The organism is Hymenobacter puniceus, from assembly GCF_014333525.1.
In the GTDB taxonomy this organism is placed as follows: domain Bacteria; phylum Bacteroidota; class Bacteroidia; order Cytophagales; family Hymenobacteraceae; genus Hymenobacter.
Window position 1 is genome coordinate 587,216 of sequence record NZ_JACSCX010000002.1, and the last position, 13,642, is coordinate 600,857.

The 13,642-nt window shown below is 58.9% G+C and carries 12 protein-coding genes; 5 read left to right on the forward strand and 7 right to left on the reverse strand.

The features are described 5' to 3' along the window. Positions 1-105: 105 nt before the first annotated feature. From H8B14_RS07620 to H8B14_RS07635, 4 genes are all read right to left on the reverse strand, one after another. A complete protein-coding gene (locus H8B14_RS07620; protein WP_187315016.1) occupies positions 106-720 on the reverse strand; it encodes an immunity 53 family protein in 615 nt (204 codons plus the stop codon). Further along, the gene (locus tag H8B14_RS07625) at positions 668-1,675 is read right to left on the reverse strand and encodes an alpha/beta hydrolase (protein WP_187315017.1); all 1,008 of its coding nucleotides are present in this window, start codon (positions 1,673-1,675) and stop codon (positions 668-670) included. The genes H8B14_RS07620 and H8B14_RS07625 overlap by 53 nt, the downstream gene beginning before the upstream one ends. Positions 1,676-1,783: 108 nt before the next feature. Next, positions 1,784-2,704 carry a pseudouridine synthase gene (locus H8B14_RS20865; RefSeq protein WP_222840561.1) on the reverse strand — a complete coding sequence of 307 codons (921 nt, stop codon included), beginning with the start codon at positions 2,702-2,704 and terminating at the stop codon, positions 1,784-1,786. A 168-nt stretch (positions 2,705-2,872) separates the two neighbouring features. Then, positions 2,873-4,912, reverse strand: a complete 2,040-nt coding sequence (locus tag H8B14_RS07635; RefSeq protein WP_187315018.1) for a VWA domain-containing protein — start codon at positions 4,910-4,912, stop codon at positions 2,873-2,875. A 189-nt stretch (positions 4,913-5,101) separates the two neighbouring features. Here H8B14_RS07635 and H8B14_RS07640 point away from each other — a divergent pair, with 189 nt between their 5' ends. After that, positions 5,102-5,647 carry a hypothetical protein gene (locus tag H8B14_RS07640; RefSeq protein WP_187315019.1) on the forward strand — a complete coding sequence of 182 codons (546 nt, stop codon included), beginning with the start codon at positions 5,102-5,104 and terminating at the stop codon, positions 5,645-5,647. A gap of 101 nt (positions 5,648-5,748) precedes the next feature. Here the strand turns inward: H8B14_RS07640 and H8B14_RS07645 are convergent, their stop codons facing one another. Both H8B14_RS07645 and H8B14_RS07650 read right to left on the reverse strand, forming a co-directional pair. Next, on the reverse strand, positions 5,749-6,951 hold the full coding sequence (locus tag H8B14_RS07645) for an acetate/propionate family kinase (RefSeq protein ID WP_187315020.1): 1,203 nt from the start codon (positions 6,949-6,951) through the stop codon (positions 5,749-5,751). Between the two features lie 183 nt (positions 6,952-7,134). After that, positions 7,135-8,070, reverse strand: coding sequence for a DUF808 domain-containing protein (locus H8B14_RS07650; protein WP_187315021.1), 936 nt, complete (start codon positions 8,068-8,070; stop codon positions 7,135-7,137). Between the two features lie 307 nt (positions 8,071-8,377). Between H8B14_RS07650 and H8B14_RS07655 the strand changes: the two genes are divergently transcribed. The 4 genes from H8B14_RS07655 to H8B14_RS07670 all read left to right on the forward strand — a co-directional run bounded on the left by H8B14_RS07655 (position 8,378) and on the right by H8B14_RS07670 (position 11,027). After that, entirely contained in the window at positions 8,378-8,740 is a 363-nt protein-coding gene (locus H8B14_RS07655) for a single-stranded DNA-binding protein (RefSeq protein WP_187315022.1), read from the forward strand. After that, positions 8,737-9,822, forward strand: a complete 1,086-nt coding sequence (locus H8B14_RS07660; RefSeq protein WP_187315023.1) for a tyrosine-type recombinase/integrase — start codon at positions 8,737-8,739, stop codon at positions 9,820-9,822. The genes H8B14_RS07655 and H8B14_RS07660 overlap by 4 nt, the downstream gene beginning before the upstream one ends. 137 nt (positions 9,823-9,959) lie before the next feature. Then, on the forward strand, positions 9,960-10,331 hold the full coding sequence (locus tag H8B14_RS07665) for a hypothetical protein (RefSeq protein WP_187315024.1): 372 nt from the start codon (positions 9,960-9,962) through the stop codon (positions 10,329-10,331). A 183-nt stretch (positions 10,332-10,514) separates the two neighbouring features. Then, positions 10,515-11,027 (forward strand): tetratricopeptide repeat protein, encoded by a 513-nt coding sequence (locus H8B14_RS07670; RefSeq protein WP_187315025.1) that lies wholly within the window; start codon positions 10,515-10,517, stop codon positions 11,025-11,027. 439 nt (positions 11,028-11,466) lie between these two features. On the opposite strand, the gene pta is transcribed toward H8B14_RS07670, so the two are convergent. Further along, a complete protein-coding gene (gene pta, locus H8B14_RS07675) occupies positions 11,467-13,557 on the reverse strand; it encodes a phosphate acetyltransferase (protein ID WP_187315026.1) in 2,091 nt (696 codons plus the stop codon). Positions 13,558-13,642 lie beyond the last annotated feature (85 nt).

The following is a 13,642-nucleotide window of genomic DNA, read 5'->3' on the forward strand; positions in this document are numbered from 1 at the left end:
TTGTCATTTATGAGCAGTTCGCTAAGTGGTTTCGCGACGGTCTGGCTTTTACGCAAATAAGCTCGGCAGGATATGCTGACACGGGGGCAGGGTAGAGTAAAGAGTCTAGCTTTTAGCCGGTGCTACCAAGAAGGTGCGTAGTGTGTTGTCCTCGGACTGGAATACTTGTGGGTCTACATTATCTCCTGGTGTATAATCGGTGTGGAATTTCGTAAGCCCATAGAAGCTTCCACCGAACAACTGAAGATCCGCATCTGCACCCCATTTATAGTTTTGTGCTTGTCCTACGTCGGCAATAGAAATGATTTCCACTGTTGACTCTGAAAGCATCCTTGCCTCCGCTTTCAACCACAGCTGATTTTGGTAGCCTTGCACAGGTAGATGTATCTCAAGGGTAGACTCTGGGTCTATATGGGCTGGTATAAAGGTGTCGAGGAAGAAACTCAGAATTTCAGTGAGGTTTTCAGGGCCTCCAAATGCTTCAAATTTGCCATTCTCTACTTTATAGCTGAACCAGTCAGTTGCACTCCTGTCATGCGATACATAACTAATAGTCGTTTGCCTGATACATGTATCTGTTAGATCTATCGAGACTATCCAGCCAGGATTATCTAATGTTTGTACGGATATACCATGCCAGACAGAAACCCCATATGTGTGCTCCCAATCACCGTTGCAGTTGAGGATATACCAGCGTTGAATCCTTTGCAGAAGGTCCATTAGCTATTAATTGATTTGAGTATGCATTCGTAAACTTCTGAATCGTCTGCTCCCACAGAGCTTTATTTTTCCACCAGTAGGGTTCGTGGCCGGAGCCGGGGAAATCCTGCCGCTGCTTTGGGCCACGCAAGGCCGCATAAATGCCGTCGGTTTCGGCACGGGTTACGCGCGGGTCGGCGGCGCCCCAGAGTAGCAGCGTGGGCGTGCTGGTGCGCGCCGCGTAGCGCGTGGCGTCTAGGTCGAAGGCCCAGAAGTTGTTGGCCAGTCCGCCCCACAGCACTAGCAAGTTGGCCATGGGGAAGGGCGGCACGTGCATGGACCGGAAGCGGCTTTGGGCGGTCTGCAACATCGAGCCGTAGGGGCACTCCAATATGTTGGCATCGGGCCGGATATCCAGTTCGGCTTCAGCGCGCAACGTAGCCACGGCACCCATGGAGTTGGCGTAGACGAACACTGGGCCGGGTTGCTGCTGTAGCCAGCGTACGGCCGTGGCTACGTCGTTGGCCTCGTGGTGGCCCACGGTACAGACGTTGCCCTCGGAGCCGCCATTGCCGGCAAAATCGGTGAGCAGCACGCTGTAGCCGAGGTGGCGGAAGTAAGCGGCTTCGGTCAGAAGCTTGCTTTTAGAGCTGGTGTAGCCGTGAAACAGTGCCACGGTGCCGCGCGGCTCCGGCACCGGCGCATACCATAATTCCAGCCGGCCGTTGGGGCTGGCGAGGTACACCGTGCGGTACGGAAAGTCCGGCGTCTGCTGGTTGACAGGCTTGGGGTTTTTGATGCCCGTAAGCAGAATCCCCACTTTCTGCAGCGCCGTCAATTGCTCTGGGTTATCGGTGTGGGAGCCGGGTTCAGTGGTGAAATGCGTGAAGCGCCAGGCATGGAAGAACGCCACGGCGTTTAGGGATATAGCTGCCAGCAAGAGGCAGACGAGGAGCCGCTTTAGGATAGGGGACATATACAAAGCCGAAATTAAAGCGAAAAGCGAGTTTCCCTCCTTGGAAAGGAAGGGGAACTCGCTCTTATATCTAGCGCAAATAGCACGCTCAGTAAGCAGTATCGGCCACTAGCCGCGGCTGCTACGGCCGCCACCGGCGGGACCGGGCTTGCGGCCCGCCGTGCCCCGCCCCGCCGATTTCGGGCCGGGCTTGCTACCAGTTTTGCCGGGTGAGGCATTCTTCGGCTTGCCGTTGGAGGGTTTGGCGCTGAACGTGCCCGGCCGGCCGGCACCGCGGCTGCCGGCAGCGCGACCATCGGCAGTGCCGGCTTTGGCGCCGCCCTGGCCGCCAAACCCGCCCCGGTTGTAGCCGCCGGCGCTGTTCTGGCCGGTTTTGCTGGTGGCCGGGCGCACGCCGCCGGGCCAGTATTCCGAGGTTTTGGTGGTGGGTTTATAGGTGCCGGCAGCGGCCGTCTGGGCGGCCATGTCTTCGCGCAGGGTTTGCACTTCGGCTTCAGTCAGCTCGCGCCACTGGCCGGGCTGCAGTTCAGCTACGGCCAAGTCGGCGATGCTGGAGCGCACGAGGCGCAGGGTGGGGTAGCCCACGGCAGCCGTCATTTTGCGCACCTGCCGGTTCATGCCCTGCGAAATCCGGATCTGCACCCAGCTAGTGGGAATGGCAGCCCGGAAACGCACTGGCTTGCTGCGCTCCCAAAGCTGGGGAGCTTCCGGTAGCATCTCCACCTCAGCGGGGCTGGTATAGCCGGTTTTCAGGTCAACGCCGCGGCGCAGGTTTTCCAGGGCTTCTGCGGTCGGAATACCTTCTACCTGCACCCAATACGTTTTCGGCACCTTGAAGCGCGGCTCCGACAGGCGGTGCTGCAGCTGCTTGTCGTCGGTGAGCAGCACGAGGCCTTCCGAGTCGTAGTCCAGCCGGCCCACCGGATAAATGTCGGGCACGGCCACGAAATCCTTGAGTGTCTGGCGCCCGGCTTCGTCGGTGAACTGTGTGAGAACTTCGTAGGGCTTGTTGAGCAGAATGTAACGCATGGCGCAAAGGTACCACGCATTATTGCGCCAGAGTATGTGCCGGCTGTAGAACAATGTAGAGACGCGACACTTCGCGTCTTGTTGTTGGTGATGTTGTTCTGTAGGCGAAGTGCCAAGACCGTTCAACGACGCGACGCGAAGTGTCGCGTCTCTACACCGTTCAACTCATTACACCCCGCCAGAATACTTGCGGGTAGCCCATTCCAGCGTGGCCAGCGCCAGCAGCACGAAAAACAGCCACTTCAGGTTGATCAGGTCTTTTAAGTCTTCCTGCGAGTAAATGACGGGCTTGTAGTCGGCCTTGAGGATGTCGTTGGTGAGCTGCTGAAACTGCTGCGGGAAGTAGAGGCGGGAGTTGCTGCGGCGGGCCAGCTGGTAGAGCAGGTTGTGGTCGGCGCGGCTCTGCAGGGCTTCAAGCTGCTGCTCCTGCACTAGTACCTCGCCGCGGTCCTGCTGCGCCTGGCCCGAAAGGGTGGCGCGGGCCACGTAGCGGTAGAGGCCGCCGGGCAGCGCGCCCAAGTGCAGCGGCGCGCCGTCTTCGGCATTGGTATATGTGAACGTGCGGGCTTTCTGCTGCTCATCGGTGAGCGTGAGCGTGATTTGCTGGCCGTAAGTGCGTTCGAAGATGGTGTTGTAGGTTTCGGCCGCGAAGGTCACGTCGTCCTGCGAGCTGAACACATCCTGCGTGGGGTACACGTCGAGGCGCTTCTTGTTGGCGTTCTGCGTGAGCAGCTGCAGCGTGCGGTTCACCAGCCGGTCGTAAGCTTCGGGCCGGTCGTCGTGTTCCACGGCTTCCTGCAAGCGCCACTGCCAGCTGCCTTCGGTGAGCAAAGTGGCCTGGCGCTGCTGCGGCGTGCCGCCGAAGATCAGCAGCGGCTTCTGAGTGCGTACCCGGCCCACCTGCTGCCAGAGCGCGGCTTCAGCGCCGCCGCCCAGCCGGTAGTCGCCGAACGGCACCGGGGCGGGCGGGTAGGCGGCAAAACGGCGCAGGGCGTCGTCCTCGAAGGTGAAGCGCGAAAAAGCCGGGTTGAGCGTCGGCGTCACGTCGTCGGTCTGGGAGCTGCGGGGCTGCACCGTGAGGCCTGTACCGAGGGCGTTATAGGCGGGGAAATCGGACTGTGCGCCCAGCACGTAGAGGGCCGGAGTGCGGCGGCGGCGCACCTCGGCCAGCACCTCGGCCCCCACGCCGGAGCGGGCCGGCAGCTGGTGCAGAATGGCCACATCGTAGTCCTGGCCGGCTTTCAGGGGGTTGATGCCGGGCAGGTAGGTGACAAGGTCGAAGTTGTCGTTGCCCTGGATGGCGGCGCGCAGGGCCTTAAGGTCGGGGTGGGGGACGGCGCCGGCCAGCAGCACCCGCAGCTTGCCTTTCACCACTTCGAGGTAAGCAAACTTATTGTTGTTGAGAGCTGTGAATTCGCCGGCCTGGCGCTCCACCACCACTTCGTAGCGGCGCTTGCCGGGCGCAGGAGCCACCACCGTAAAGGCCACCTTGGTGCGCCGCTGGCCTGCCGGTAGTGCCACGCGCCGGGTCTGGAGCACGCGGCCGTTTTCGCGCAGCTGCACCACGGCCGCGCCGCCCGCAAACCCGTCGTAGGTGAGGTCGGCTTCAATGGGAAACCGGTTGCCACTGAACGCTACGCGGTTGTAGGTAAGGGCAGGAATATTGAGGTCTTTCTTCGGTACTGTGTCGCCCAGGGCCAGGCTGTAAATCGGGAACCGAAACTCCGAGAAAGTCGGCGACTGGCCCTGGTTCACGATGCCATCGGAGGCCAGCACCACGCCGGCTAGGTTGCGGCCCTCGTAGCTTTCCTGAATGCCACTCAGCAGGGCATTAAGGTCGGTGGAGGCGGCCGTAAAGCGTAGCGAGTCGGCGGAACGCGCCGGGCCGATGAGCGGGCGGGTTTCCACCGTGAAGCCCTTGGCTTGCAGCGCGGCGGCCATTTGCCGCAACCCGCTGGTGGTCTGGCTCAGCACCGGCCGGGGCGTAAACAGCGCTACCGACTGCGAGTTGTCGACGGCCAGCACGATGGTGGGCTTTTCGGTGGTGGTGGTCGTGGTGTTGATGAACGGTGAGAGCAGCAGGAAACACAGGAAGCTCACCACCACGAAGCGCAGCGCCGCCAGCCCGTAGTTCAGGCGGCGGCTCCAGGGCGCCTTGGCCGAGTAAAGCAGCGCCGCATAGGCCGCGCCCGCTAGCAGGCACGGCAAAATCAACCAGGGAGAAGCAGCTATAGAAATCAAAAGACGGAAATAGCGAGTGAGCAGGCTAAGAACCCCGGCAAGCGCCACAGAGTTGCGTAGCGCGCCAAGGCCGGGTAGCGAAGGTAGCAGGTTGCGGGGGGAGAAGACAGAAGGAAACGTGTTGCCGCTTACCTTGGTGCGTAATCAGGCCCCGCTATGCTCCAGAAGGTAGTTCCCGTTTTGTTTGTGCTGATGTGCGCGGCGTTTGTGCTGTTGCCGAAGCTGCTTTTGCCGCCCGCCCACAGTCTGCAGGGTTTACCCAACATCAGATACCAAGACACAATCTGTATCCAGGTTGAATATGCCGGGTGTGGGGAGTGGGGTGGGCACCGCGAAATGATTAAGGTGTATCAGGAGGAGGTAGATCATCGGGAGATAGGCTACGAGGAAATGATAAACACCAAGCGTCCTTTTCTGGCCGAATACTGGGTAGACTCAACAGAATGTTCCTACCGGACAGACAGAAAGTTTCTGCTGCATAAACGCCAGATACTAACCTCTTCCCAGGAAGCTACTGTGCTACGGTACATTCAGGATTTTGTGCCTGCCAGCCTGCAGGCAAGGCAATTCCATGACATGATGGATGGCAATGGGTACGTGGTTTATCTGCCAGTCCTAGGAGAGGAATCTGTAGTACTCAGCTTTTCGAGTTCAGGGAAAGATATATTCCAAGAGTTACACGGGAAAATGTTCAAAAAGTAAGATTGAAGTATTGTCGTCAATTCTCGCTTTTCAACATTCGTATGAGCCGTACTCTGCGCTTTCAGATCCTATTCCGAAAAAAGGCGAAGGCGAGAAAATCATCAATACATCACCACCTCCGCGCACAGCCGCGCAATTTCCAGCTCCTCGTTGGTAGGCACCACCAGCACCCGCACCCGGCTGCCGGCCGCCGATAAGTCGCGGATGCCGGGGGCGCGGCGGGCGTTTTCGGTTTCATCGAGCTGGATGCCCAGGAAGTCCAGGTTGGCGCACACCAGCTGGCGCACCAGCGCGTCGTTTTCGCCCACGCCGCCCGTGAACACCACCGCCTCGGCTCCGTTGAGGATGGCCAGGAAGCTGCCGAGGTACTTCTTGATGCGGTGGGCGTAGAGGTCGTAAGCGAGGCGGGCGCGCGGGTCGCCTTCGTTGAGTTGGCGCGTGATGTCGCGCATGTCGCTGTGGCCGGTGAGGCCGAGCATGCCGCTTTCCTTGTTGAGCAGGTTCTTCACGTCGTCGAGCGAGTAGCCCAGCTGCTCTACCAAGTGGAAAATGACGGCCTGGTCGGTGTCGCCGGCGCGGGTGCCCATCACCAGCCCGTTCATGGGGCCGAAGCCCATGCTGGTATCCACGGCGCGGCCGGCCACGGTGGCGGTCATGCTGCAGCCGTTGCCCAGGTGCACTGTAATCACGCGGGCGTCGGGCTGGCCCAGGTAGCGCAGGGTTTCGCGGCTCACAAACTGGTGGCTGGTGCCGTGGAAGCCGTAGGCGCGCAGCCCGTGCTTGGTATACAGCTCCTCGGGCAGCGCGAAGCGGTAGGCGTGGGGCGGCAGCGTGCTATGAAACGCCGTGTCGAACACCGCCACCTGCCGGGCCTGCGTAAACAGCTGCTCGGCCACCTCCATACCCAGCAGGTTGGCCGGATTGTGCAGCGGGGCCAGCGGAAACAGCTCCCGAATGCGGGCCTTCACCTCTGGCGTCACCAGCGTCGGCTCCCGGAATTCCTCGCCGCCGTGCACGGCGCGGTGGCCCACCAGCTGCACGTCGGCCGGATCGGGCAGCACGCCGGTTTCAGGGTCGGTGAGCAGGCGCATGGCCTGTTCCAGGCCGGTGCGGTGGTCGGGGATGGGCAGGGTGTGGCGCTCGGTGTGCTCCTGGCCGTCGGGCAGTAGGGTGGTGTGCGTGAGCTGGCCATCGGGCAGGCCGATGCGCTCCACCAGCCCGCGGGCCAGCGGCTGCTCCTGCGGCCAGCGAAACAGTTGGTACTTCAGCGAGCTGCTGCCGGAGTTGATGACGAAGATGTGCATGGGGAGAGGCGGGAGAAATAGGAGCTGCTTGGGAGGTCGACAAAACACCAGACCGTCATGCTGAGCTTGCCGAAGCATCTCTACCGCTTCGTTGGATGATTTGTGCGAAGCGGTAGAGATGCTTCGGCAAGCTCAGCATGACGGTCTATTCAAGATGCTGGGGCGCGAACTGCAAAGTTCGCGCTACTGCGCTACCTCCTTCTTGGCCGGCAGCAGCTTCTTTACCAGTCGTACTACCTGGTCAACCACGAAGCCAACCACCAGACCGCCCAAGCCGCAGGCCACTACTTTGGCCAGCCAGGCCACGGCGGGCATGGAGGCCAGGGCTACTTCCAGCTCGTGCAGCAGGTGGGCGGTGAACGGGATGCCGTGGGCAATGATTTCGGCGCCCACCCACAGCATGGCGGCGGTGCCCACGTAGCTCAGGATGCTGAGAAACTTCGGCATGAACTTCACAAGGCCGCGGCCGAAGCTCTTGGTGGCTGCGCTGTTGTCGCCCTCGGCCAGGTGCAGGCCGATGTCGTCGGCCTTCACAATCAGCCCCACGAAGCCGTACACGGCCACCGTGATAAACACCGCCACGGCCAGCATCACCACAATCTGGTTCACGATGGGCTGGTCGGTTACCTGACTGTAGGCAATGGCCATAATTTCGGCCGACAAAATGATGTCGGTGCGGACGGCGCCGGCCACGCGCTGCTTTTCCAGCTCCTCCGGCGTAATGGTTTCCAGCTGCTCGGTTTCCGCGTGGGTCTCGGGGTGCTTGCTGAACATGGAATGCACCTTCTCGTAGCCCTCGTAGCACAAGTAAGCCCCGCCCAGCATCAGGATGGGCGTAATGGCCCAGGGCGCGAAGTAGCCCAGCACCAGCGCCGCCGGCGTCAGAATCAGCAGCTTGTTGAACAGCGACTTTTTGGCAATCTGGTAGATGATGGACAGCTCCCGGCTGGGGTCGAGGCCCACCACGTACTTGGGGGTCACGGCCGTGTCGTCAATTACGATGCCCGACACCTTGCCGGTGGTTTTTGCCACCTGCGCCGGCACATCGTCCAGGCTGGCGGCACTGACTTTCACTAAAGCCGAAATATCATCTAGTAAGGCAAAAAGTCCGGAGGCCATGTAGGTTGGTTGGGTGGTGGGATAAAAAAGAAAGGTGTTTTGTTGGCGTAGCGGGGCGCAAGCTACCGGATAGAATCCGGAGCGCCGCGGCGCCGGCCCGTACTGGATCAGGCGGAGGCCGGGGTGCGGCCGGTGCTCTGGCCACGGTCGGGATGGCAGCCAGAAACGTGCATACGTGCTGTTTGCCCATTCCGATGCTTGGGGAAAGCTGCCCGCCGGCTACTGTCCCCTCCCCGGCAAGGCCGTGAAGCACGGGAGCTACGGGGCAGCAATAGCGAATCTGGAATATTGCCGCTATTTTGGGTTCATGCGCGGTCTCAACAAAGTCACCCTCATTGGCAACCTCGGCAAAGACCCGGAAATCAACATACTGGACGGCAACGTGGCCGTAGCAAAATTCTCGCTGGCGACCTCCGAAACCTACCGCGACAAAGCCGGCCAGGCTCATACCAGCACCGACTGGCACAGTGTGGTGCTCTGGCGCGGCCTGGCCGAGCTGGCCCAGGCCTACCTGCGCAAAGGCAGCTTGGTGTACCTGGAGGGCAAGCTCAAAACCCGCCATTACGACGACGCGGCCGGCCAGCGGCACTACGTGACGGAAATTATTGGGGAGCAGCTGCTGATGCTGGATAAAAAGCCGGGCGAGCAACTGTCGCCGCTGGCGCCATGAAGGCGGCGGTTTCGCTCCGCCTGACCGATGATCGGGCCGGCTTTCGGGTGTTCTTTCCCTACTCCGACGCCGCCCTGCGTCCGGCGCTACTGGCGGCTGGCGTGCAGTACCGGGCCGCCCTGCGGGGCTATTGGCTGCCAGCCACGCCCGAAGCCGTGGAGCTGCTGCGGCAGGCGTGCCAGCGGGCAGCGGTGCCGCTGCACGTGCCAGTGGTACCAGCGCTGGCCGTGGCTCCGCCGCCACCTACCGCGCACGAGGTACTGCTGGCCCGCTACTGCCAGCTGATTGCCCTAAAGCGCTATAGCCCCAACACACTGAAAAACTACCGGGGCGCATTTCAGCTGTTTCTGACGCACCACGCGCCGCGCCTGCCGCTGGAGCTCAGCAGACAGGATGTGCTCAACTACCTGGCCGGCCGTGTGGCCGCCGGCATCTCCGAAGCCTACCAGAACGTGCTCATCAACGCCATTAAATTCTACTACGAGCAGGTAGAAAACCAACCGCGCCAATACTACGAAGTGCCCCGGCCCAAGCAGCCGCTCACCAATCCCAAAGTGCTGGCCCAGGTGGAGGTGCGCGCACTTTTGCAAGGCACTGAAAACATTAAGCATCGGGCCATGCTCATGCTGGCCTATGGGCTGGGACTGCGCCTGGGCGAAGTGCTGGCCCTTACGCCGCAGGACATCGACAGCCGGCGCATGGCCCTGTATGTGAGAGGCGGCAAAGGGAAGAAAGACCGGGACCTGCCCCTGCCTGATAGCCTGCTGCAACTACTACGGGAGCAGTTTCGGCAGTTTAGGCCAGTCACGTTTCTATTTGAAGGCCAGCGGCCGGGGGAGCCTTATAGTGAGCGTAGCCTGCAACTGGTAGTGAAGCAGGCGGCGGAGCGGGCCGGAATTCGCCGGCCCGTTACGCTGCACATGTTACGGCACAGTTATGCAACCCATTTGCTGGAGGCCGGTACTGACATTCGCGTTATCCAGGACCTATTGGGGCACAGTAGTATTAAAACCACTGAAATTTACACCCATATGGCTCAACGCAGCCGACCTGTTTCTCCCCTCGACAGTCTCGGATTGTAGGGACCGGGTTTCGGCAATAAGGCGAACGTCAGTACTATTACCGAAAGACTATTTCGTACAGAGCGTATATTGCCGAAACACAAACCCCCTCGCTACCTTCGGCAATAAAAATGTTATGCGCTATATAGTAAGCAGTCATGAACTTTGAGGAAACAAAGAACATTTACGCTTTCGCTGATGGAAACGTTACAACGTTTAAATTGGAATACGAGCCAAGGCGGTTTTCCATAGGACTCGACATAAAGAAGTTCAAAGGAAAACAGAAGTTTGAGCCATGTACAATTGAACTCGTGTTTAGCGGAACAACAGAGCTATACATATTTGAAGACTTTCCAACCAGTGGCGGGTATACCGATATTACATTTGTGAAACTTGATACGGGTGAGTTTTACTTAACACTTGACCCATATGGTAATTCGGGGGTTCCGCATGATGAAGACAATTTCGTAATGAAAGCTGAGACTCTAATGTTTGTCAACGAAGCGGGAGAAGTAAATGAAGTTCTGTAACATTAGTTATATAAGCGCATAACAGAGGCTTCCCAAAATGGCATCTATGTGCTAATTTGGAGTGGTAAAATAAGAATCATCAACAGAACAACGGCTGAACTGAAGGAATGCCAATGCTGCCACTTCGGAAAGCCTTTGGCCGATGGCTGCAAGCATTTGTGACACCTTAATTTAAAGTGTTTTATGTTAGACAAAACCTCATGGAAAGACTTACTAGCGAAAGCAAGAAAAGGTGATGCAACTGCTCAAAATGAAGTTGCAGACCATTTCTCTTTTGGACTTAAAACAACCACAAACGAAATCATTGTTAGACAAAACTTTTCATCTGCATTTTCGTGGTATGAGAAAGCTGCGATAAATGGAGTTGTTGATGCCTTGACAAACTTGGCAGACTTTTTAAGCGAAGGAAAAGGTTGTGAAAAAGACATTAATAAAGCCATTGATAATTATTTGTTGGCAATTGACAAAGGTTCAAGCAGAGCTGCATTAAATTTGGGAACAATTTATAGAGACAAGGAAAATTTCAAAAAAGCTTTTGAATATTATTCCTTAGCAGACAAAGTTGGTAAAGCTGATTATTCTTTAACTATTGGACTTTGCTACTATTATGGAATTGGTGTTTCAATTGACAAAGTAATTGCTTGTAAACAATTTCATAAAGTTTCAATCGACAAGTTGCAAAGACACACAATATGAAATTGATGAAGCAAACTATCTTCTTGGACTTTCTTATTTGACAGGAGAAGGAGTAAAAAAATCAATTGGTAAATCAAGAGCATATTTGAAACTTGCAAATGCAGACAACGACAATAGAAGTGCAGAACAAATTTTGTTTAATATTGGACAAAACAAACATTAGCAAAATATGCCTGCAGCCAACATTAGGTTTGGCGTTATTGGGGCTTGACGAATATTGCCTCAACATTTGTTCTTTATTGTGCTTCAGTTCGGGCTCGACGTTATAAATTTGGCTTATGAATAAAACATCAGCAATATTGCAATTATTGGGCTTCAGTTATGGGCAGACGGAATACTAATTCCCCAACAACGCCAAGCTTTTTTCGTTGGCCTAATAAAAACAAAAAGGACCCGTTGCTTTAAATGAAGCAACGGGTCCTTTTTGTTACTGCCAAATCTACCCCTGTGCCTGAATGGCCGTCAGTAGCACCGTGTTGTAGATGTCGTCGACGGTGCAGCCGCGGCTCAGGTCGTTGACGGGCTTGTTCAGGCCCTGCAGCATCGGGCCAATGGCCAGGGCGCCGGTTTCGCGCTGCACGGCTTTGTAGGTGTTGTTGCCGGTGTTCAGATCGGGGAAGATGAGCACGCTGGCCTGGCCGGCTACCGGCGAGCCGGGCAGCTTCTGCTGGCCCACGGCGGGGTCCACGGCAGCATCGTACTGGATGGGGCCTTCCACCAGCAAATCGGGACGGAGCTGGCGCACGAGCTGGGTGGCCTGGCGCACCTTGTCCACATCGGCGCCCTCGCCGGAGGTGCCCGAGGAGTAGGACAGCATGGCCACCCGCGGCTCGATGCCGAAGCGCCGGGAGCTGTCGGCTGAGGAAATGGCAATTTCGGCCAGCTGCTCGGCGGTAGGGTTGGGGTTCACGGCGCAGTCGCCGAACACCGCCACCCGATCCGGCAGGCACATAAAGAACACCGACGACACCACCGACACGCCCGGCCGCGTCTTGATGAACTGCAGCGCCGGCCGAATGGTGTGCTGCGTGGTGTGCACCGCCCCCGACACCATGCCGTCGGCCAGGCCCTTGTACACCATCATCGAGCCGAAATACGACACGTCGGTCATCAGGTCGCGGGCCATTTCCAGGGTCACGCCTTTGCTGCGGCGCAGCTCAAACAGGGTTTCGGCGAAGCCCTGGAACAGCGCGGAATTGGCCGGGTCGAGCAGCTGCACGCGCTGCGGGTCCAGGGGGCGGCCGAGGCGCTTGGCGGCGGCCAGAATCTGGGTTGGGTCGCCGAGGATGGTGAGGCTCACCACGTCCTGTTCCAGCAGGCGGGCCGCCGCGCGCAGCACCCGGTCGTCGTTGCCCTCGGGCAGCACAATGTGCTTGCGCTGGCTGCGCGCCCACTGCAGCAACTGGTACTGGAACATGTGCGGGGTGAGGCCGCGCGGCGCAAACGTGCTGAGCTGCTCCAGCAGGCGCGGCGCATCGAGGTGGCGCTCAAACGTCTGGATGGCCAGCCGGATTTTCTTGGTTTGCTGCGGCCCGATGCGCGCCTGAATGTTGCCGATGCGGGTGGTGGTCTGGAACGTGCCCGACTCCACCAGCAGAATCGGCACGGCCGCGGGCAGGCCCTCAATCAGGCGCAGCACCGAGTCTTCGGGCCGGTAGCCGCTGGTGAGCACCAGCCCTGCCACCCGCGGGTAGCTGGCCGACATATTGGCCTGCAGGGCACTCAGAATAAGGTCGGCCCGGTCGCCGGGCGTGATGATGAGCACGTTTTCCTCGAGGCGCAGCAAAAAGTTGGGCACCTGCATCGAGCCGTTGATGAAGTGGTCGACGGGGTTGGTGAGCTGGTCGGCCCCAAACAGCAACTCCCCGCCCAATTGGTCGTGGATTTCCTGCATGGTGGGGCTGCGCAGGGCCGCGCTTTCCGGAATAAGGGCCAGCTGGGTTTCGGGCGGCAGCTGGTCGCGGAGCAGGGTGCGTACCTCATCCAGCTGCGCTGGGGCCACGCGGTTGAGCACCAACGCCAGCACCTGCACCTCGCTTTCCAGCGCGTCGCGGCGGATGGACAGGGCGGCGTTGACGAGCTGCTCCACGGTTTTGTCGAGGCCTGAAATCAGCAGCACCACCGGCACGCTCAGGTTGCGGGCCACCTGCCAGTTGAGGTCCAACTCCAGGGCCAGGCTGCTGCCCACGAAGTCGGTGCCTTCCACCACTACAAAATCGTGGGCGGCTTCCAGCTGCTTGAAGCGGTGGATGATGGTGTCGAGCAACTCGCCGGCGCGGCCGGCTTCCACCATGCGCAGGGCCTCCTGGCCGGTGTAGGCGTAGGTATCGGGGTAGGCGAGGGGCAGCTGGAAGTGCTGCAGCACCGTCTGGATGTGGTAGTCGGGCTGGCCGTCGGCGAGGGGCGTGATGATGGGCTTGAAGTAGCCCACCCGCTGCGCCTGCCCCAGCAGCAGGTGTACTAGCCCCAATGTCACAACGGATTTGCCGCTGTACGGCTCAGCGGTGGCAATGAAAACGGCTTTGCTCATAGGTAAGTCGAGGGTAGTCAGAAGCCCTTACGGATGCGGCGCAAGGTAGGGCTGAAGTGGTCGGCAGCGTCACTAACCTTATCAA